General features: G+C 67.7%; 16 protein-coding genes and 3 tRNA genes. 12 read left to right on the forward strand and 7 right to left on the reverse strand.

The annotated features are described in order from the left end of the window. Positions 1-73 precede the first annotated feature (73 nt). Positions 74-1,609, forward strand: coding sequence for a methyl-accepting chemotaxis protein (locus FYM52_RS04170; RefSeq protein WP_370513798.1), 1,536 nt, complete (start codon positions 74-76; stop codon positions 1,607-1,609). A gap of 293 nt (positions 1,610-1,902) precedes the next feature. Next, positions 1,903-2,157: a hypothetical protein gene (locus tag FYM52_RS04175; RefSeq protein ID WP_042411488.1), complete on the forward strand. Its 255-nt coding sequence runs from the start codon at positions 1,903-1,905 to the stop codon at positions 2,155-2,157. A 17-nt stretch (positions 2,158-2,174) separates the two neighbouring features. On the opposite strand, the gene FYM52_RS04180 is transcribed toward FYM52_RS04175, so the two are convergent. Further along, positions 2,175-3,131 (reverse strand): tripartite tricarboxylate transporter substrate binding protein, encoded by a 957-nt coding sequence (locus FYM52_RS04180; RefSeq protein ID WP_154163204.1) that lies wholly within the window; start codon positions 3,129-3,131, stop codon positions 2,175-2,177. Between the two features lie 354 nt (positions 3,132-3,485). Between FYM52_RS04180 and sbcD the strand changes: the two genes are divergently transcribed. From sbcD to FYM52_RS04220, 8 genes are all read left to right on the forward strand, one after another. Next, a complete protein-coding gene (gene sbcD, locus FYM52_RS04185; RefSeq protein WP_154163205.1) occupies positions 3,486-4,721 on the forward strand; it encodes an exonuclease subunit SbcD in 1,236 nt (411 codons plus the stop codon). After that, entirely contained in the window at positions 4,718-8,173 is a 3,456-nt protein-coding gene (locus FYM52_RS04190) for an AAA family ATPase (protein WP_154163206.1), read from the forward strand. Before sbcD ends, FYM52_RS04190 begins: the two co-directional genes overlap by 4 nt. Before the next feature lie 153 nt (positions 8,174-8,326). Beyond that, positions 8,327-10,108, forward strand: coding sequence for an NAD(P)/FAD-dependent oxidoreductase (locus FYM52_RS04195; RefSeq protein WP_154163207.1), 1,782 nt, complete (start codon positions 8,327-8,329; stop codon positions 10,106-10,108). A 24-nt stretch (positions 10,109-10,132) separates the two neighbouring features. Next, entirely contained in the window at positions 10,133-10,681 is a 549-nt protein-coding gene (locus FYM52_RS04200) for a VUT family protein (protein WP_154163208.1), read from the forward strand. Between the two features lie 208 nt (positions 10,682-10,889). Continuing rightward, the gene (locus FYM52_RS04205) at positions 10,890-11,807 is read left to right on the forward strand and encodes an NAD(P)-dependent oxidoreductase (RefSeq protein ID WP_154163209.1); all 918 of its coding nucleotides are present in this window, start codon (positions 10,890-10,892) and stop codon (positions 11,805-11,807) included. A gap of 83 nt (positions 11,808-11,890) precedes the next feature. Beyond that, positions 11,891-11,966: transfer RNA gene (locus FYM52_RS04210), tRNA-Lys, on the forward strand. 36 nt (positions 11,967-12,002) lie between these two features. Next, positions 12,003-12,078 (forward strand) — tRNA-Lys (locus FYM52_RS04215). A 45-nt stretch (positions 12,079-12,123) separates the two neighbouring features. Further along, a tRNA-Lys gene (locus FYM52_RS04220) sits at positions 12,124-12,199 on the forward strand. Positions 12,200-12,454: 255 nt separating this feature from the next. On the opposite strand, the gene FYM52_RS04225 is transcribed toward FYM52_RS04220, so the two are convergent. Together FYM52_RS04225 and orn are read right to left on the reverse strand one after the other, a co-directional pair. Further along, a complete protein-coding gene (locus FYM52_RS04225) occupies positions 12,455-14,473 on the reverse strand; it encodes a DEAD/DEAH box helicase (RefSeq protein WP_154163210.1) in 2,019 nt (672 codons plus the stop codon). A 318-nt stretch (positions 14,474-14,791) separates the two neighbouring features. Then, positions 14,792-15,406 carry an oligoribonuclease gene (gene orn / locus FYM52_RS04230; RefSeq protein WP_042411506.1) on the reverse strand — a complete coding sequence of 205 codons (615 nt, stop codon included), beginning with the start codon at positions 15,404-15,406 and terminating at the stop codon, positions 14,792-14,794. Between the two features lie 29 nt (positions 15,407-15,435). On the opposite strand from orn, the gene FYM52_RS04235 reads away from it, so the two are divergent. Continuing rightward, a complete protein-coding gene (locus tag FYM52_RS04235) occupies positions 15,436-16,758 on the forward strand; it encodes a M48 family metallopeptidase (protein ID WP_154163211.1) in 1,323 nt (440 codons plus the stop codon). After that, positions 16,755-17,735 (forward strand): ribosome small subunit-dependent GTPase A, encoded by a 981-nt coding sequence (gene rsgA, locus FYM52_RS04240; RefSeq protein WP_154163212.1) that lies wholly within the window; start codon positions 16,755-16,757, stop codon positions 17,733-17,735. The genes FYM52_RS04235 and rsgA overlap by 4 nt, the downstream gene beginning before the upstream one ends. Before the next feature lie 106 nt (positions 17,736-17,841). Here the strand turns inward: rsgA and FYM52_RS04245 are convergent, their stop codons facing one another. The 4 genes from FYM52_RS04245 to trmD all read right to left on the reverse strand — a co-directional run bounded on the left by FYM52_RS04245 (position 17,842) and on the right by trmD (position 20,945). Continuing rightward, on the reverse strand, positions 17,842-18,828 hold the full coding sequence (locus tag FYM52_RS04245; RefSeq protein ID WP_043380335.1) for a CobD/CbiB family protein: 987 nt from the start codon (positions 18,826-18,828) through the stop codon (positions 17,842-17,844). A 57-nt stretch (positions 18,829-18,885) separates the two neighbouring features. Then, positions 18,886-19,599, reverse strand: a complete 714-nt coding sequence (locus tag FYM52_RS04250) for a CoA pyrophosphatase (protein WP_370513801.1) — start codon at positions 19,597-19,599, stop codon at positions 18,886-18,888. Between the two features lie 74 nt (positions 19,600-19,673). Beyond that, positions 19,674-20,063 (reverse strand): 50S ribosomal protein L19, encoded by a 390-nt coding sequence (gene rplS / locus FYM52_RS04255; protein WP_042411516.1) that lies wholly within the window; start codon positions 20,061-20,063, stop codon positions 19,674-19,676. Positions 20,064-20,174: 111 nt separating this feature from the next. Next, complete coding sequence (gene trmD / locus FYM52_RS04260) at positions 20,175-20,945, reverse strand: tRNA (guanosine(37)-N1)-methyltransferase TrmD (RefSeq protein ID WP_154163320.1); 771 nt, start codon at positions 20,943-20,945, stop codon at positions 20,175-20,177. Positions 20,946-20,956 lie beyond the last annotated feature (11 nt).

Here is a 20,956-nt window from a genome sequence, read left to right on the forward strand (position 1 = left end):
CGTTCGATGGTGGCGTGCATGTGGTGTCCCTTGGGGTGAGTGCGGGCCGGTGCCCCCAGTCTGATGTTGGTGGGTGGCGCGCAATGAAGAGTTCCTGGTTCCCGAGTCCGAGCTGCTGATGTCCACCACCGACCGCACGGGCCGCATCACGCACTGCAACGCCGCGTTCACGCATGTCAGCGGCTATGCCATGGACGAGCTGATGGGCCAGCCGCACAACATCGTGCGCCACCCCGACATGCCGCGCGAGGCCTTCAAGGACCTGTGGACCACCATCGGCCATGGCCGCGCCTGGTCGGGCGTGGTCAAGAACCTGCGCAAGGATGGCCGCTACTACTGGGTGCGCGCCTACGTCACACCCATCATGGAACACGGTAAGCCCGTGGGCTACATGTCGGTGCGCGTCAAGCCCACGGACAACGAGGTGCGCGCCGCCAGCGCGCTGTACGAGCGCCTGAACAACGGCACCCAGGGCAACGCCTACCTGCACGCCGGCAGCGTGCGCCACCATGGCCTGCTAAACCAGCTCGGCAAGCTGCAGCGCGCCAGCTTCACCCATCGCCTGGCGACGCTGCTGCTGCCAATGGTGGCCGTGGCCCTGCTGTTTCCGCTGATGGGCTGGACCCAGGGCTGGCAAACCGGCCTGCAGGCTGGCGTGCTGGCCCTGCTGACGGCCTTGACGCTGTACCGCCAGCATGTGCGGGTGACGCGTCCCTTCGAGGACGTGGCCTTGCTGGCGGGGGACATCGCGGGCTGCAAGCTCGACGGCGCCCTGCCGGCCTACCAGGGCCGCCACCCCATGGCCTTCTTGCTGGAGCGGCTCAAGCAGGTGCACATCAACCTGCGCGCCGTGGTGGGCGATGCGCGGCATGAGATCGACGGCTTCACCGTGATGTCGCGCCAGCTGACCCAGGGCTCGATCAACCTGGCCCAGCGCACCGACCGCCAGGCCCAGGACCTGCAGGAGACCGCCGCCGCCATGGAGCAGCTGTCCGCCACGGTCGCCAATGCCCAGCAGTCCACCGAAGAAGTCAAGGTCCACAGCGAGCAAAGCGCCCAACTGGCCGTGCAGGGCGGCAAGGCCATGGAGGAAGTGGGCGCGCTGGTGCAAGGCATGGCCCAGTCGTCGCAGCAGATGGGGCACATCATCTCCACCATCGAAAGCATTGCCTTTCAGACCAACATCCTGGCGCTGAACGCCGCCGTAGAAGCCGCGCGCGCCGGCGAGCAGGGCCGTGGCTTTGCCGTGGTGGCCGGCGAGGTGCGGGCCCTGGCCCAGCACAGCGCGCAGGCGGCCGGCGAGATCCGCCAGCTGATCGCGCAGTCCAGCGAGCAGATGGACCAGAGCGCCCGTCACATGCAGCAGGCCGGCCACACCATCCACCAGGCGGTCAACTCCGTCACCCAGGTCAGCGCCTTGATCCACAGCGTGGTCACCGCCACGCGCGAGCAGACCCAGGGCATTGCCCAGGTCAACGACGCCCTGAACGACCTGGATGCCGTCACCCAGGACAACGCCCGGCTGGCCGAGGAGTCGGCCCACTCCGCCCAGCACATGGACACCAACGCCGGCATCCTGCGCCGCACGCTGGACGTGTTCCGCATGTAGGCCGGCCCACCCAGACCGCGCTCCAACCTGCCCCTTCGGGGGCTTTTGGTTTTGGTAGCGGCCTGCGCGCGCCAGCGTTCGGTATTCCACCGAAATCTGCAGCAAATGCACTATCGGTGTGCGCTGGGCGCTCTGGTTTTTTATCCACCCGTGCGCCAGCGGCCTAGCCTCTGCGCTGCATCAAGCCCGGCGCAGACCGGTGCCTGGGCTGCACGGCGTTTGACCGCGTCGCTGGACAGGCACGGCCTGCGCTTTCTATGGTGGCGATCCCCCTCACCACCCAACGCGTACCCATGAACGCCACCGCCACCCTGCCCGAATACCTGCACATCTTTGGCGAAGACGGCCCCGTGGCTGTGGAAGTCCACGGCCCGGCGGGCCCCTTGCCCCTGCCCGCGCGCCGCATCTGCGCCGAAGACATCGCCTGGCTGGTCAGCGGCGACGGCCAGCGCCTGCGCACGGCGCTGCAGTTCGACGGCCAGGAGCGCGCCGTGCTGGCCTGCGAGCTGGACCCCGTGCAGCAGTGCATCCGCCTGCGGGTGGCCTGAGGCCGCCCGCGCCGCGCTCAGTCCAGGCCGATGCCCTGGACGATGGCCTTTTCCTCGGCAAACGCCTGCTGCGCGAATGCCGCGTAGGCCTGATGGTCGCGGTAGTCGGTGCGGATGCCGTAGTTGGCCACCACCTGCTGGAAGCCGGGGTCGTTCATCGCCGCCTTGACGGCGGCATCCAGCTTGCGCACCACCTCCTGCGGCAGCCCCTTGGGCCCGGCAATGCCCAGCGGCGAAGGCACGTCAAAGCCATAGCCCGCCTCGCGGAAGGTGGGCACATCGGCAAAGGCCTCGGGCCGGCGGTCGGCCGCGGTGGCCAGGGCGCGCACCTTGCCGGCCTGCAGCTGCGGCAGGATGCTGTTGGCAAAAATGGCCGACTGGATGTGCCCGCCGGCCAGGGCGCTGATGGCGTCCGCATCGCCCTTGAAGGGGGCATGGTTCAGCTGGATGCCGGTCTTCTTCTCAAGCAGGGCCATGGCCACGTGGTTGGCCGTGAACTTGCCCGGCGTGCCATAGCTCATCTGCCCTGGGTGCTGGCGCGCCCAGGCCACATAGTCCTGCAGCGTGCGGATGGGCGAGCTGGCCGGCACGGTAAGGATGAAGTCGTAGGTCATGAAGCTGGCGATGTAGGTCAAATCGCGCACCGGGTCATAGGCCACCTTCTGGATGTAGGGCTGCCGGAAGATGCCCACGGGCGCCAGCGTCAGGCGGTAGCCATCGGGGCGGGCGGTCAGCATGTCCACCACGCCCATGGCGCCCGCCGCCCCGGCCTTGTTCTCCACCACCACGGTCTGCCCCAGGGTCTTGCCCATGCTGGCCCCCAGCGCCCGGGCAATCACATCGGTCACACCCCCCGGCCCGTAGGGCACGATCAGGGTGATGGGTTTGTTCGGAAAAGCGTCGCCCTGCGCCTGCGCCACCCCCATGCTGAGGGTGGTGGCCACCACCGCTGTCATCCAAGTCCGTCGCTGCATGCCTGCCTCCTGGTCATCGTCCGTGGAACATGGGTGCAATCTACGGCGCGGTGTGCCGCCCGCCTTGCGGGTCTGCCCCAGGAAATGCCGCCCCTAGGGCAAACCACATCGTGCAGCGCAACACCTGGGCCGCACCGCCCGGCAGGCCCGGCCGGTGCTGGCGCGGGCCTTGGGCCCACGTGCTGCAGGACCTGCAGGAACGCGGCCGCCGCGTCCTGCAGGTGACAGGCTGGGGATGCGAATGCGTCCGTCCAATCCGCAGGCCCCCGCGGCGAAATGCGCCCCCGCACGGTGCTGCGGGGACAGGAGGTTGATAGCATCGACCGTGATTGCCCCTTTTGGATTCCCCTTCCCATGCGCCTGCTGCACACCTCGGACTGGCACCTCGGCCAGAGCTTCATGAACCACAGCCGCGAGCGCGAGCACACGGCCCTGATCGACTGGCTGCTGGAGCAGGTGCAGGTGCAGCAGGTCGATGCCGTGCTGATCGCCGGGGACATTTTTGACACCGGCACCCCGCCCAGCTACGCCCGGGCGCTGTACTACCGTCTGATTGCCGAGCTGCACCGCCTGAACGTGGCCCTGCTGCTGCTGGGCGGCAACCACGATTCGGTCAGTGTGCTGGGCGAAAGCCTGCCCTTGCTGCAGCACCTACAGACCACCGTCATCGCCAGCACCGGCAGCGCCGCACAGCACCTGGTCACCCTGCCGCAGCGCGCCAGCGGCCAGGCCGGCTGCATCGTCTGCGCCCTGCCCTTCATCCGGCCGCGCGACGTGCTGCACAGCCAGGCCGGCCAGAGCGCGCAGGACAAGCAGCGCAGCCTGCAGGCCGCCATCCAGGACACCTATGCCCAGGTCTATGCCGCGGCGCAGGCCCGACAGGCCGCCCACCTGCAGGCGCATGGCGTGCGCCTGCCCATCGTCGCCACCGGCCACCTGACCACCGTGGGGGCCAGCAGCAACGAATCGGTGCGCGAGATCTACGTGGGCGCGCTCGAGGCCTTCCCCACGACCGCCTTTCCGCCGGCCGACTACATCGCGCTGGGCCACATCCACAAGCCGCAGAAGGTGGGTGGCCTGGAACACATCCGCTACAGCGGCTCCCCGATCGCGCTGGGCTTCGACGAGGCCCGGCAGACCAAGGAGGTGCTGCTGGTCGAGCTGGGCGCGGACGGCCTGTCCTCGGTCACGCCGCTGCCCACCCCGGTGTGCCAGACCCTGGTCTCGGCCAGCGGCAACCTGGCCAGCCTGCCCGCCACCCTGCGCGCGCTGGCCGCCCAGAGCACGGCGGAGCACCCGGCCTGGCTGGAGGTCACCGTGCAGGACGACGACTACCTGCCCGATCTGGCCCCGCGCATCGAGGCCATGGTCCAGGACCTGCCGCTGGAGGTGCTGCGCGTCAAGCGGCAGCGCGGCACGGCCACGCCGGGCCTGTGGGCCGAGGATGCCGCCTCGCTGCATGAGTTGTCGCCGCGCGAAGTCTTTGCGCGCCGCCTGGCCCAGGAGACGCTGCCGGCGGAGCTGGAAGCGGCCTTGCGCGCCCGCTATGACAGCCTGCTGGCCACGCTGCACGCCGGAGGTGCGGCATGAAGATCCTGAGCCTGCGGCTGAAGAATCTCAACGCCCTCAAGGGCGAATGGCAGATCGACTTTCGCCAGCCCGCGTTTGCCGACAACGGCCTGTTTGCCATCACCGGCCCCACGGGCGCCGGCAAATCCACCCTGCTGGATGCCATCTGCCTGGCGCTGTACCACGAGACCCCACGCCTGAACGCCGTGGGTGGCCAGAGCAACGAACTGATGACCCGCCACACGGCAGACTGCCTGGCCGAGGTGGAGTTCGAGGTGCAATCCACGGTCTACCGTGCCTTCTGGAGCCAGCGCCGCGCCCGCGACAAGGCCGACGGCGCGCTGCAGCCACCCAAGGTCGAGCTGGCCCAGATCGATGCCGCCACGGGCGCGGGCCACATCCTGACCACCCACAGCAAGGACAAGACCCGGCGCATCGCAGAGATCACCGGCCTGGACTTCGGGCGCTTCACCAAATCCATGCTGCTGGCCCAAGGCAGCTTTGCCGCCTTCCTGAATGCCAACGCCAACGACCGCGCCGAACTGCTGGAAGAGCTGACCGGCACCGAAATCTACGGCCAGCTGTCCCAGGCCGTGTTCGAGCGTGCCCGCGAGGCGCGCGAGGCCCTGGCGCGCACCCAGGCCCAGGCCGATGGCGTGCAGCTGCTGGCCCCCGAAGCGCGCGCGGAACTGCAAGCCCGCCACCAGCAGCTGCACACCGCGCTGACCGAGACGCAGACGGCCTGGGCCACCGCCCAGGGCCACCACGCCTGGCTGCAGCAATGCGCCAGCGCCCAGCAGGCGGTGGAGCAGGCCACCGCGGCCGAGCAGCAGGCCCTGCAGGCCCAGCACCAGGCCCACGACGCACTGCAACGCCTGGAACAGGACGCCCCCGCGCAGCGCTTGCTGCCCCTGCAGCAGCACTGGCAGCGCAGCCTGGACGCGCACCGCCAGACGCAGGAGACACTTCAAAAACTGCAGCAATCACTGCTGAACCAACAAGCGCTGCAGGCCCATTTGCACCAGCATGCGGCACAACAGGCGCAAGCCGAAGCCAGCACCGCCCGGCAGCAGCTGCAGGCCCTGCAGGCGGCCATGGAGGAGCAGCAGCGCTACCAGCAACAGCATGCCGCCGACGCCCAGCTGGGCGAACACCTGGGCGGCTGGCGCGCCCAGCTGCAGCAGCGCCAGCACGCGTTGCAACAGCTGGCCGCGCAGCAGCGCAGCGCCGCGCAGCACGGCGCCGACGTGGACCAACTACAGCGCACGTTGGCGGCGCAAACGGCCCAGCTGCACGCCGCCGCACAGGCGGAAACTACGGCCAGCGACGCCCTGCAGGCCGCCACGGCGGCGCTGCACCAGTTGCTGGCCCAGCACGGCAGCGCCAGCCTGGCCGAGCTGCGTGCACGCTGGCAAGCTGCGCAGCAGGCGGTCGCCCAAGCCGAACAGCGCCAGGCGTTGGCCGCCACCCGGCGCGAACACGCCCAGCACCAGACGCAGTTGGAGGCCGCCCTCGCGGCCGGCACGGCCGAGCTCGACCGGCAGACGGCAGCCCTGGCCGACCTGCGCCAGCGCTACGCCGCCCAGCGCGACGTGGTAGCCGACAAGCGCCAGTTGCTGGAGCAGGAGCGCCGCATCCAAAGCCTGGAGGCACACCGCCGGGCCCTGCAGCCCGGCCACGCCTGCCCCCTGTGCGGCGCGCTGGAGCACCCGGCCGTGGCGGCCTACCAGGCGCTGGATGTGTCGGCCACGCAGACCGCGCTGAACGCCGCCGAGGCGACGCTGGAACAGTGGAAGGAACAGGGCGAAGCCGCCAAAGCCGCCCTGGCCGCCGCACAGCAACGCCAGTCGGGGCTGCACGACCAGCTCCAGCAGTTGCACACCGCCAGCGCGCGCAGCGCCGCAGCCTGGCAGTCCCTGCCACCGCCCGAGGGCCCGACCGGCGACTGGCAGCACCCCGGCCCGTGGGCCGAGGCACTGGCCCAGGCGCACCGCCAGGCCCACGCGGTGCAGCACGCGCTGCAACAGGCCGAGGACGGCGAGCGGGCGCTGCACGCCGCCACGGCCGCCCACTACCAGGCGACCCAGGCACGGCACGACGCGGCCCACCAGCACGACGGCTTGCAACAGCGCCTGCACGCAGCGCAGCAGCGTGTGCAGCAGGCACAGCAGGCCGTGCAGCAGCAGGCCGACGCCCTGGCCACACTGGAGGCGCAGCTGCAGGCCAGCTTGGCAGACCACGGCCAGCACCTGCCCGATCCGGCCGCCACCGCCGCCTGGCTGGACGCCCTGCAGCACGCCTGGCAGCGCTGGCAGGACAGCGGGCAACAGCTGCAGCAACTGAGCCCACGCTGGGCGCTGCAGCAGCAGGCCTGTGCCCAGGCCGAGGCCACCGCGGCCCAGTGGCAGGCACGCAGCGCCACGTGCCCCATGCCCACGGCCCTGGCATCGCCAGCGCCAGACCCGGCCACGCTGCCCGCCACCCTGGCCGATTGCGCGACAGCCATCGCCGCGCAGGCCCAGCACCTGGCCCAGCTGCAAGGCCGGATCACCCAGACCCAGAGCGCCGTGGAGGCCGAGCAGGCCGCCGTGGCCCAGGCCCACAGCGCCTGGCTGCAGGCCCTGCAGGCCAGCCCGTTTGCCGATGTGCAGGCCTTCCAGCAGGCCTGCCTGCCCGAGGCCGAACGCCTGCGCCTGCAGCAGTGGCAGCGCACGCTGGCGGACGCCGTGCAAGCGGCGGCCACCTGGCGGGCCCAAGCGCTGGCGCAGCAGGCGCAGCTGCAGGCCCAGGCCCTGACGGACCAGCCACCCGAGGCCGTGCTGAACCAGTTGGAGGCCCTGGAGCTGCAACGCCGCACCCAGACCGAGCAGCTCGGCGCCACGCGCGCGCGCCTGGAAGACGATGACCGTTACCGCGAGAACCAGCAGGCCCTGCTGGCGCAGATCGCCGCCCAGGCGCAGGACAGTGAGCTGTGGCAGCGCCTGAACGCGCTGATCGGCTCGGCCCAGGGCGACAAGTTCCGCAAGTTTGCGCAGGGGCTGACGCTGGACCACCTGCTGCAACTGGCCAACCAGCACCTGGCGCGCCTGCACGAGCGCTATGTGCTGCGGCGCAAGCCCACGGGCGAGCTGGAGCTGGACATCGTCGACCGCTGGCAGGGCGATGTGGCGCGCGACACGCGCACGCTGTCCGGCGGTGAATCGTTCCTGGTCAGTCTGTCGCTGGCCCTGGCACTGTCGGACCTGGTCAGCCACAAGGTCTCGATCGACTCACTGTTCCTGGACGAAGGCTTTGGCACGCTGGATGGCGACACGCTGGAGACCGCGCTGGCGGCCCTGGATGTGCTGAATGCCCGCGGCAAGATGATCGGCATCATCAGCCACGTCGAGGCGCTCAAAGAGCGCATTCCCACGCAAATCCATGTCGAGAAGGGCGGCGGCGTGGGCCATTCCCGCCTGAGCATTCACAGCTAAAAAGCCCGCCAGCGCTTGCCCTGCCTGCGCTGGCAGCTATGCATTTTTGCGATGCAGATTCCCAGCGCACCGCCCGGCCAAGCCGGGCGGGCGGGATGCGGGGCCGCGCTTTGCACTACGATGCCTGCCCTTGCTTGATAGGTACAAGCCACCATGATCCGCATCGCAGAACTGAAAATCCCGCTCTCGGCCCTGGAATACCACCCCGAGAACCATTCCGAATTCCTGCCCACCGCCCGCCTGACCGTCCTGGCGGCCGAGCGCCTGGGGATTGCCGCCGATGCGATCGCCCAGGTCCATGTGCACAAACGCAGCTTCGATGCGCGCAAGGCCGAACTGCTGGCCGTCTACATCGTCGACATCGCCCTGGCCGACGCCAGCCAAGAAGCTGCGCTGCTGGAACAATTTGCTGACCACCCCCACGTCCATCCCACGCCCGACATGGCCTGGACGCCCGTGGGCCAGGCCCCTGCGGACCTGCCACACCGCCCCGTGGTCGTGGGCTTTGGCCCCTGCGGCATGTTTGCCGCGCTGGTGTTGGCGCAGATGGGCTTTAAGCCCATCGTGCTGGAGCGCGGCAAGACGGTGCGCGAACGCACCAAGGACACCTGGCGCCTGTGGCGCAAGCGCGAGCTGACACCCGAATCCAATGTGCAGTTTGGCGAAGGCGGTGCCGGCACCTTCTCGGACGGCAAGCTCTACAGCCAGATCAAGGACCCGCGCCACCTGGGCCGCAAGGTGCTGCAGGAGTTCGTGACCTATGGCGCGCCCCCGGAAATCCTGTATGCCGCCCACCCGCACATCGGCACCTTCAAGCTGGTGAAGCTGGTGGAAGGCATCCGCGAAGAGATCGTGCGCCTGGGCGGCGAGATCCGCTTCGAGCAGCGCGTGACCGACCTGCAGATTGCCGGTGAGGGCGAGGAGCGCCACGTCACGGCCATCGACGTACTCAACCAGGCCACGGGTGAGGTGTACACCCTGGAGACCGACCAGGTGGTGATGGCCCTGGGCCACAGCGCGCGCGACACCTTCACCATGTTCTACGAACGCGGCGTGTACATGGAGGCCAAGCCCTTCTCGGTGGGCTTTCGCATCGAGCACCCGCAGAGCGTGATCGACCAGGCCCGCTGGGGCAAGCACGCCGGCCACCCCCTGCTGGGCGCCGCCGACTACAAGCTGGTGCACCACGCCCAGAACGGCCGCGCCGTCTACAGTTTCTGCATGTGCCCCGGTGGCACCGTGGTGGCGGCCACCAGCGAACCCGGCCGCGTGGTCACCAATGGCATGAGCCAGTACTCGCGCGCCGAACGCAATGCCAACGCCGGCATGGTCTGCGCCATCGAGCCCAGCGACTACCCGCAGGACGCGGCTTCGTTCGCCTGGGCCTTCGACGGCAAGACCTATGGCGTGGAACACCAGCCGCCCGGCAGCCACCACCCGCTGTCCGGCGTGGTGTTCCAGCGCCAGCTGGAATCCAAGGCCTACGAGCTGGGCGGGTGCAACTACAACGCCCCCGGCCAGTTGGTGGGCGACTTCATCGCCGGCCGGCCATCGCGCGAGGTGGGCCACGTGCCGCCCTCGTACAAGCCCGGCATCACCTGGGGCGACCTGCACCAGGCCCTGCCGGCCTTTGCCATCGAGGCCATGCGCGAAGCCCTGCCCGCCTTCGGCAAGAAGCTGCGCGGCTACGACATGCACCAGGCCGTGCTGACCGGCGTGGAGACGCGCACCTCCTCGCCCGTGAAGATTGCCCGGGGCGCCAACTTCCAGAGCGTGAACACCCGCGGCCTGTACCCGGCGGGCGAAGGTGCCAGCTACGCGGGCGGCATCCTGTCGGCCGGTGTGGACGGCATCAAGGTGGGCGAGGCCGTGGCCTGCGCCATCCTCGGCCTGGACGTGCCCTCGTCCGGCGTGCGCAACTCCGGCGCCTACTGAGCCCGCCGCAAAGGAAGCACCACCATGCGCTACCCCCATCCCCACCGCTCGCAACTGACCCTGGCCGTGCTGGCCATGGGCGTGGTCGTGCTGTCGTCCAACATCCTGGTGCAGTACGCCATCAACGACTGGCTGACCTGGGGCGCCATCACCTACCCCTTCGCCTTCCTGGTGACGGAGCTGGTCAACCGCGCCTTCGGCCCTGCCCAGGCGCGGCGGGTGGCCTGGGTCGGCTTTGCCGTGGCCGTGGCCGCATCGGCTATCCTGGCGCCGGCGCGCATCGCGGCTGCGTCCGGTCTGGCCTTCCTGCTGTCGCAGATGCTGGACATCGCGGTGTTCGACCGCCTGCGCCAAAGCCGCTGGTGGCGCGCACCGCTGATCGCCACCGTGCTGGCCGCCGTGCTGGACACCGGCGTCTTCTGGAGCGTGGGCTTTGCCGGCGAAGACCTGCCCTGGGTCACCTTGGCGCTGGGCGATCTGGGCGTCAAGCTGGTCATGGCCGTGTGCCTGCTGCTGCCGTTCCGCCTGCTGATTGGCACGCGCGCAACCACCAACGCCGCCCCGTCGGCCTAGGCAGGCGACCGCCCATCCAGGATGGCCGGCACGCAGCGGCCGGCCATCGCCTGCGCCGCGCGTGACCCAGTCTGCGCAAGTTCATACAGTCGTTACTTTTATGCACTGCGCTTGCAAGCGATTTGCAAGCCTGTGTGAAAAAAAATCCTCATGATTGCGTCCTGGCATCTTTTGGCGCTGGTTTTTCAGCGCCATGCCGACGACGACAATGACGGAGACACCCTTGACCCCCTCCCCTACCTCCGGCCTGCGCATCGCCGTGCTGGGCTGCGGCCTGATGGGCGTGCCCATGGCCCGGCGCCTGCTGGCTGCCGGCCATGTCGTGCATGCCTGGAACCGCACCCGCGCCAAGGCCGAGCCCCTGGCCGCGCTCGGTGCCTTTGTGCATGACACGCCGCGCCAGGCCTGCATCAAGGCCGACTACGTGATCAGCATGCTGGAGAACGGCCAGGTCGTGGGCGACGTGCTGTTCGGCATGGGCCAGGATGGCGCCATCCACGGCATGCGCGCCGGCACCCTGGTGGTGGACATGGCCTCCATCCAGCCGCGCGAAGCCCGCGACCATGCCGCCCGCCTGAGCGAGCGTGGCCTGCGCCACCTGGACGCCCCGGTCTCCGGCGGCACCGTGGGGGCGGAAAACGGCAGCCTGGCCATCATGGTCGGGGGCAAAGCCGAAGACTTCGAGGCCGCCCAGGCCCTGTTCGCCCCCCTGGGCCGGGCCACGCACGTGGGCCCGCACGGGGCCGGGCAACTGGCCAAGCTGGCCAACCAGATGATCGTGGGCATCAGCATCGGCGCCGTGGCCGAAGCCCTGCTGCTGTGCGCCAAGGGCGGCGCCGACCCGGCCAAGGTGCGCGAAGCCATCACCGGCGGCTTTGCCGACAGCCGCATCCTGCAGCTGCACGGCCAGCGCATGGTGGAGCGTGACTTTTCTGCGCGCGGCAAAATGACGGTGCAGCTCAAGGACATGCGCAACGCCCTGGCCACAGCCCAGGAGATCGGTTTTGACGCCCCCATCACCAGCCTGTTCGAGCAGCTGTATGCCGACGGCGTGGAGCATGGCCTGGGCGATCTGGACCACAGCGGCCTGTTCGTGGAGCTGGCCAGCCGCAATGCGATGCAGTAAATCGGCGGGAAAAAGACCGTACTTTCCCGAAGCTGCCATTTTTTTGGTGCATAATAGCGATCTTGCTTGATTGGCAACGAAGTGGGCTCTTAGCTCAGCTGGTAGAGCAGCGGACTCTTAATCCGTTGGTCGAGTGTTCGAATCACTCAGGGCCCACCACTTCCCCTCCCAAGCAGCGATCTGGTTGATCCAGTCGGGCTCTTAGCTCAGTTGGTAGAGCAGCGGACTCTTAATCCGTTGGTCGAGTGTTCGAATCACTCAGGGCCCACCAAGTTTTCTCTTCACTGCGCCGCGCAGTGATCCTTCCGGTTGCGAAGGGCTCTTAGCTCAGCTGGTAGAGCAGCGGACTCTTAATCCGTTGGTCGAGTGTTCGAATCACTCAGGGCCCACCAAACACACAAAGCCGTCTTGGTCACAAGACGGCTTTTTTGTTATGCACCCATGAAATCCATAGCTACCCGCGCTGACACCACAAGGATTTGGCGCTTGCATCAGGCTTCAACAACGAGCAGATCAGCGCCAGCCGCTATGCTTTTCCCAACAGCGCACACATGACCACCGTGCAACAGGCATAAAAAAACCGGCCCAAAGCCGGTTTTTTTATGCATGCACACCAGGGCTGCGCACCAGGCGCAACCCGAGCTGCATCAGCGGTCGCGCGAGAAGCTCTTGCGGCGGTCGCCACCAAACCCACCGCCATTGCGGTCATCACGGCCGCCGAAGGACTTGCCTTCGCGACGCTCACCACCACCAAACCCACCGCGGTCGCCACGGCCTTCAAAACGGGGACGATCGCCACCGAAAGGCTTGCGCTCGGCAAAGCCGCCTTCACGGCGCTGGCCGCCGCCGAAGCCGCCGCGATCGCCGCCACGGTCTTCAAAACGGGGACGGTCACCACCGAAACCACCGCGCTCGGGACGGTCACCAAAAGCGGGCTTGCGATCGGCAAAACCACCTTCACGGCGCTGGCCGCCACCGAAGCCGCCGCGATCGCCGCCACGGTCTTCAAAGCGGGGACGGTCGCCACCAAAACCACGCTGGTCACGGTCGCCGCCAAAGCGGGGACGGTCACCACCGAAGCTGCCACGCTCACGGTCGCCACCAAAGCCACCTTCGCGGCGCTGGCCTCCACCGAAACCACCACGGTCACCAAAGCCTGGCTTGCGGCCATAGCCGTCGCCGTCACGGCGACCACCAAAACCACCACGGCCACCGGCGCCGCCACCACGACGGCCGTCGCGCTCACCGGCGGACGGGAAGCGTTGCTGGGGTTCCAGGCCCGGGATGACCTCGGCCTTGAACTGCTGGCGGGTGTAGCCTTCGATGTCGAACACGCGGCGACGGTCGCGGAATTCCGCAAACGTCACGGCCACGCCTTCGCGACCTGCACGGCCGGTACGGCCGATGCGGTGGGTGTAGTCCTCGGCCTTCATGGGCAGGCCGTAGTTGAACACGTGGGTGATGGTGGGCACGTCGATGCCGCGGGCTGCCACATCGGTGGCCACCAGCACCTGGATCTGGCCATTGCGCAGCGCCATCAGGCGGCGGTTGCGCAGACCCTGGCTCAGCGCGCCGTGCAGGGCAGCGGCGGAGAAGCCAGCTTCCTGCAGGTCGGTCGCCAGACCGTCGCATTCCACCTGGGTGGAGGCGAACACGATGGCCTGGTTGATCGTGGTGTCACGCAGCCAGTGGTCCAGCAGCTTGCGCTTGTGCTGGGCGTTGTCGGCCCAGAACAGCACCTGCTTGATGTTGGTGTGCTTTTCCTGCGCCGTGGAGATGGTCACCTTCTTCACGTTGGCACCGCCGTCGTGCATCACACGCATGGCCAGCTGCTGGATGCGGGGCGCGAAGGTCGCGCTGAACATCATGGTCTGCTTGCGCTGCTCGGTCAGCTGGTTGACTTCGGCCAGGTCGTCCGCAAAGCCCAGGTCCAACATGCGGTCGGCTTCGTCGACCACCAGGAACTGCACCTTGTCCAACTTGATCTGCAGCGAACGCTGCAGGTCCAGCAGGCGGCCAGGCGTGGCCACCACCAGGTTGGCGTTCTGCAGCTTGGCGATCTGCACCTGGTAGGGCATGCCACCCACCACATTGGCAATGCGCATGCCGCGGCAGTGCTTGACCAGCTCAATCGCATCGTGCGCCACCTGCTGCGCCAGCTCGCGCGTGGGGCACAGGATCAGGGCGCCGGGCACGGCAGCCTTGAAGTTGCGGGGGTTGGTGGGGTCCTTGCGTTTGTTGCGCTTGGGGGCAGGTTCACCACGGGCCGCCGCTTCGGCCGCCAGACGGTCGTATTCCGCCTTGGCTTCGGCCTCTTCCTCGTTCTTCTGCTGAATCAGGGTGTTCAACACGGGCAACAGGAAGGCGGCCGTCTTGCCGGAGCCGGTCTGGCTGGAGACCATCAGGTCGATGAAACCACCGGCATCTTCGCCAGCCCCCATCGCCAGGGGAATGGCCTGTGCCTGCACGGGTGTGGGCTGGGTGTAGCCCAGGTCACCCACGGCACGCACCAGCTCGGGCGCCAGACCCAGTTCTTCGAAAGGATTGGGACCTGTGGGCTCAGCGGCCTCCACAGGGTCCACGTCGGCCAGCATCTGGTCCAGGGTAGCGTCCAAAGAGGTATCTGCAGCGGCCACCAGGCCCTGCTCATTGAGGATGTCGTTCATGTGTTCTCACGCGGAAAGCAAACACCAATGCCCAGCGGCAGTGCTGCTTTCTTGACGGTTAGGGAAACATCAACCGTCAAACAAAGCACTTCCACGCTGGTGGATGTGGTGGGCAGTCGTATCGGCATCGCTGGCGGCCCGTGTGGGGCGGCCATGGCGAGCGGGTGTCGGTGAGCCCGGTGAGTGATGGGAGATGCGCAAATGGCTGAAAAAAGCGCAGACCTTGTTCCAAGGTTGCGTTCAGACAAGATCGCTATTATTGCACGCCCTGCTTTTTTCTTCAATCCACAAGGGCTTATCCCCCTGGGATTACACGCCTTATGGTGCGGGATCGGCCACCGCTTCCTCGGCCGGCACCGGGCTGAGGAAGTGCGCGCGGTAGTGCTGCAGCTCGTCGATGGACTCCAGCACGTCGGCAAGGGCGGTGTGGCGCTGGGCTTTCTTGAAGCTGCTGACCACCTCGGGTTTCCAGCGCCGCGCCAGTTCCTTGAGCGTGCTGACATCGACGTTGCGGTAATGCAGATAGGCCTCCAGCTTGGGCATGTAGCGCGCCAGGAAGCGCCGGTCCTGGCCGATGCTGTTGCCGCACAGCGGCACTTTGCCCTTGGGCACGTACTTGCTCAGAAAGGCGATCAGCTGCGCCTGCGCCTGCTCTTCCGTCACCTGCGAGGCCTTCACGCGCTCAATCAGGCCGCTGCGCCCGTGTGTGCCCTTGTTCCAGGCGTCCATGCCGTCCAGCAGGGCATCGCTCTGGTGGATGGCGAACACCGGACCTTCCACCCGCACATCGAGGTTGGCATTGGTGATCACCACCGCGATTTCGATGATGCGGTCGTGCTCGGGGTTCAGCCCCGTCATTTCGCAGTCCAGCCACACCAGGTTGAGGTCGGACTTGGGCAGCACAGGGGTTTCGGGGGAGGCGGCAAGAGACATCCGCAAATTGTCGCCTACACTCGCCGCCAATGCCGACACACAACGCCCTTTCCCCTTCGCTGCTGCTGACGCTGGCCTTCGCGCTGATGCTGGCCCTGCACCTGCTGGTGCAGATGTGGCTCAACACGCGCCAGGTGCGCCATGTGGCCCAGCACCGCCACCAGGTGCCGGCGGCATTCGCGCACCGGATCGCCCTGGGGGCCCACCAGAAGGCCGCCGACTACACCCTGGCCAAGGCCCGTTTCGGCCTGGTGCACATGGCCTGGGGGGCCGTGGTCCTGCTGGGCTGGACCCTGCTGGGCGGCCTGGACGCGCTGCACGCCGGCCTGCTGCAGTTCATGGCACCCGGCCTGGGCCAGCAACTGGCGCTGCTGGCAGCCTTCGCCCTGATCTCCGGGGCCCTCGACCTGCCATTCGCGCTGTACCAGACCTTTGTGCTGGAAGCGCGCTTCGGCTTCAACAAAAGCACGCCGGCGCTGTGGCTGACCGACCTGTGCAAGTCCACCCTGCTGGCCGCCGCCATCGGCCTGCCGATCGCCTGGGCCATCCTGTGGTGCATGCAGGCCACGGGCAGCCTGTGGTGGCTGTGGGCCTGGGGCTTCTGGACCGCCTTCCAGCTGCTGCTGATGTGGGTCTTCCCCAGTTTCATCGCCCCGCTGTTCAACAAGTTTGAGCCCTTGACCGACGCCACCCTGCAGGCGCGCGTCACCCAGCTGATGCAGCGTTGCGGCTTTGCCGCCAAGGGCCTGTTCGTGATGGACGGCAGCCGCCGCTCGGCCCATGCCAACGCCTACTTCACCGGTTTTGGCACGTCCAAGCGCGTGGTGTTCTACGACACCCTGCTCCAGCAGTTGAATGCCGACGAGGTCGAAGCCGTGCTGGCGCACGAGCTGGGCCATTTCAAGCACCAGCACATCACCAAGCGCATGCTGGGCATGTTTGCCGTCAGCCTGCTCGGCTTTGCCCTGCTGGGCTGGGTGTCGCAGCAGGCCTGGTTCTACGCCGGCCTGGGCGTGACGCCCAGCGTGGCCTTGGCCTTCGGCCAGCCCACCGACCAGCCGGGCCTGGCCCTGCTGCTGTTCGTGCTGGCCCTGCCGGTGTTCACCTTCTGGCTGTCGCCCCTGGTGGCCCATTTTTCACGGCGCGACGAATTCGAGGCCGATGCCTATGCCATGGCCCAGGCCGACGGCGGCGCGCTGGCCAGCGCACTGCTCAAGCTGTACCAGGACAACGCCTCGACCCTGACGCCCGACCCGGTGTATGCGCGCTATTACTACTCCCACCCACCGGCGGTGGAGCGCCTGGCACGCATGCCGGCACCTGCCACCCCCCACCCCGTGAGCGCCGCATGAGCCGCAAGCACAGCAAAGCCGCCGTCGCCTCGGCGGCCGCCTCCACCGAAGGCCTGGTTGTCGGCAGCCATGGCCGCCACTGCATCGTGGAAACCGAGGACGGCAGCCGCCGCATCTGCCACCCGCGCGGCAAGAAGAGCCAGGCCGTCGTCGGCGACCGCGTGCTGTGGCAGGCCCCGCCCCCCGGCCAGGGCGAGGAAGGCACGATCGAGAAAGTGCTGGAGCGCAGCAACCTGCTGTACCGCCAGGACGAGATCCGCACCAAGATGTTCGCCGCCAACCTGGACCAGGTGCTGATCCTGATCGCGGCCGAGCCGGTGTTCTCTGAAAGCCAGCTGGCGCGCGCCCTGATCGCGGCCGAGGATGCCGGCATTCAGCCCATCATCGCGCTGAACAAGTTCGACCTGCCCGAAGCCTTTGCCCTGGCCTGGCAGCGCCTGGAGGCCTACCGCGCCCTGCAGCGCCCCGACGGCAGCCCGCACTACCCGGTCATCCCGCTGAACCTGACCAGCGACGACCCCGAGCAGAAAGAGGCCTTGATGGACCTGCTGGCCGGCAAGCGCACCTTCGTGCTCGGCCCTTCGGGCGTGGGCAAGAGCACGCTGATCAACCTGCTGGTGCCCGGCGCACAGGCGGCCACCAACGAGATCTCGCGCGTGCTCAACACCGGCAAGCACACCACCACCACCACCACCTGGTACTGGATGGACGCCGCGCGCACCACGGCCCTGATCGACTCCCCCGGCTTCCAGGAATTTGGCCTGTACCACATCGCCCCCACCGACCTGCCGCGCTGCATGCCGGACATCGGCGCCCTGGCCGACCAGTGCAAGTTCTACAACTGCACCCACCTGCACGAGCCGGGCTGCGCCGTGATGGCCGAGGTGGACAAGGAAGGCAGCCCGCACTGCATCCATCCCAACCGCTACCGCATCTACGCCGAGCTGTTCGACGAGCTGAGCCAGATGCGCTACTGAAGCGACGGCACACGCCCCACAAAAAAACCGCCAGGCAATCCCTGGCGGTTTTTTTATGGAAAATTGGCCTCTAGCCCTGATGCAGTCTGCGCAGAGTGCTATCCAATCAGCCGATGAGGCGCGCCAGACTGAGCAGCGCCAGCAGCAGCATCCACACCACCACGCTGCGCCAGACCAGGCCCACCACAGCGCGCAGGTGGCCCACGTCGGCCTCGCGCCCCGGGGTCACACCCGGGTCCTGCCAGCCGTCCTCGTCGTCGTACACGGGCGCGGTCTGCAGTTCCTCGCGCATCTTCAGCGCGTTGCCACCCAGGCGCACGTTGATGGCACCGGCGGTGGCCGCCAGAATCACGCCATCGTTGTCGTTGGGAAAGTGCTTGGTGTGAAAGCGCCAGCCATCGATCGCCTCCTCGAAGCTGCCCACCACGGCAAACCCCAGCGCCGTCATGCGCGCAGGCAGCCAGTCGATCACCGTCCACGCCTGCTTGGCCGATTGCTGCAACCGCTCGCTCACCGGCGCGGCGCCACCAATCGACTTGCGCGACCAGTAGCGCGACAGGTATTCCGCCATGCGGTAAAGCACGGCGCCCGCCGGCCCCAGGCCCAGAGCCGCCAGCAGCGCAAACCAGAACAGCACGCCGAACACGTGGCGGTGGGCGCAGATGACCGAGTACTCGATCACATGGCGCACCACTTCGCTGCGCGGGACCTCGGCCGCATCCACCTGGCGCCAGTCCGCCAGACCTTCGCGCGCCGCCTGCTCGTCACCGCTTTCCAGCGCGTCGCGGATGCGGGTGAAATGGTGGCTGAACTGGCGAAAGCCCAGGGTGACGTACAGCACGGCCACATTCCACAGCATGGCCGCCGGCCAGCCGACCCAGCGCATCAGCAGCCAGTACACCCCGACGACCAGCAGCACAGGGGGCACCATGGCCAGTCCCCAGGCCACCCAGCCATGGTGTTCACGACCCGCATCGAAGTTACGACGCACCGACACCGACCAGGCCCGAACGCCAGCGTGCACCGGGTTGCCCCGTGACAGCGGACGGGCCTGCTCCAGCAAGAGAGCAAGCAAGATGGCAAAGAAACTCATGGGACGATGATAGCGGCAAGCCTTCGCCTTGCCACCCCCGTGCCAGCACGGGCCGCCTCAAGCCACCATGAAACGGTAGAAGTTACGCAGCATGCCCGCCGTGGCGCCCCAGATGTAGCGCTCGCGCCCGGCATCCAGGTATGGCATGGAAAACCATTCGCGCTCCAGGCCCTGCCAGTGCAGCCGGTGGCGCTGGTGGTGGGCCGGATCGAGCAAGAAGCGCAGCGGCACCTCGAACACATCCGCCACTTCGTAGGGGTTGGGATGCAGCGGCGCATCGGGCTGCACCAGGGCCACGACCGGGGTGACCATGAAGGCCGTGCCGGTCTCATAGACCGGCAGGCTGCCCAGCACCTCGACCTGCCCGGGATCCAGACCAACTTCCTCCTGGGCCTCCCGCAGGGCCGTGGCCGTGGCATCGGCATCTTCCGGGTCCTGGCGCCCGCCGGGAAAGGCCACCTGCCCGGAATGCGTGGACAGCTGCTCCGTGCGCTGGGTCAGCAGCACCGTCAGTTCTTCGCGCAGCACCAGGGGCACCAGCACCGCCGCATGCGCCGGCGTGCGCGGGGCAAAGCGTGCCTCCTTGCGGACTTCGGGCTGCCACCGCGGCGGATGGGCAAAGCGCGCGCGCAAGGCCAGGGGGGTTTGACCGGCGGCGGGCACGGCCGGCAGATGGCTGTCGGTGCCGATGACCGGCACCTGGCGCGGATCGAAGTTGGGGATGCTGGCGGTCAGCGACGCTGGCTGCCGGGACGCGGGCGAGGGGGTCAACAAAGCTTCTCCACGGGCATAAAAAAAGCCGCCACAGCGAACTGTAGCGGCTTTTGCCTGACAAGGCTGCGCGATTACTCGGCAGCTGCAACAGCAGTCTTGTTGACGCGTTGTGGCAGCTTTTCCTTGATACGTGCCGACTTGCCGCTGCGCTGACGCAGGTAGTACAGCTTGGCACGACGCACATCACCGCGGCGCTTGACTTCGATGCCAGCGATCAGGGGAGAGTAAGTCTGGAACGTACGCTCCACACCTTCGCCGCTGGAAATCTTGCGCACGATGAACGCGCTGTTCAGGCCACGGTTACGCTTGGCGATCACCACGCCTTCGTAAGCCTGCACGCGCTTGCGGTTACCTTCCACCACGTTCACGGACACGATGACGGTGTCACCAGGCGCGAAAGCAGGGATGGTCTTGTTCAGGCGAGCAATTTCTTCTTGCTCCAGAGTTTGGATCAGATTCATGATTCATCCATCTTGATCTTGTCCGCGCCAGAATTGGCAAGCGCCGGGATTGGTGCTATGGCTGCATTCAAACCGATGCAGCGGCCGGATAGAGGATCAAAGAACCAGGGATTATAGCTGGGACGCGTTTTTTGCCAAAAACCCTTCGTCCTTGGCATTCAACAAGCCCTGGGCGCGGGCCTGTGCGATCAGTTCCGGACGGTACTGCGCTGTGATGCGCAGGCGCTGGTCACGGCGCCAGCGTTCGATGTTGCCGTGGTGGCCCGACAGCAGCTCGGGCGGCACCGGCTGGCCTTGCCAGACTTCGGGACGGGTGTAATGCGGGCAGTCCAGCAGCCCGTCCAGCGCGGGGTTGAAGCTGTCCTGCTGGAAGCTGCCCGCGTCGTTGAGCACCCCGGGCTGCAGCCGCGTGACCGCATCCAGCAGCACCAAGGCCGCCAGCTCGCCACCGGAGAGCACGAAATCCCCCAGGCTCAGCTGGTGGGTGACATGCTGGTCGATGAAGCGCTGGTCGATGCCCTCATAGCGGCCGCACAGCAGGATCGCACCCTGGCTCTCGGCCCAGTCGGCCACCACCTCGTGCTTGAGGGTCTGGCCGATCGGCGAGAACAGCACCACCGGGGCCGGCGCGGATGCTCCGCCCTCGGCGCGCGCCGCACGGATGGCCTCCAGGCACAGCTGCAGCGGCTCGGCCATCATCACCATGCCTGGGCCACCGCCGAACGGGCGATCGTCCACGCGGCGGTAGTTGCCCTGGGCATAGTCGCGCGGGTTCCACAGATGCACCGCCACCTGCCCGGAGGCATAGGCACGGCGCGTCACTCCGCTTTCCAGGAAAGGGGTAAACAGCTCGGGGAACAGGGTGATGATGTCGAAACGCATGCGTGCCAAGG

The organism is Comamonas sp. CAH-2 (assembly GCF_009668305.1).
Lineage (GTDB): Bacteria > Pseudomonadota > Gammaproteobacteria > Burkholderiales > Burkholderiaceae_C > Comamonas > Comamonas aquatica.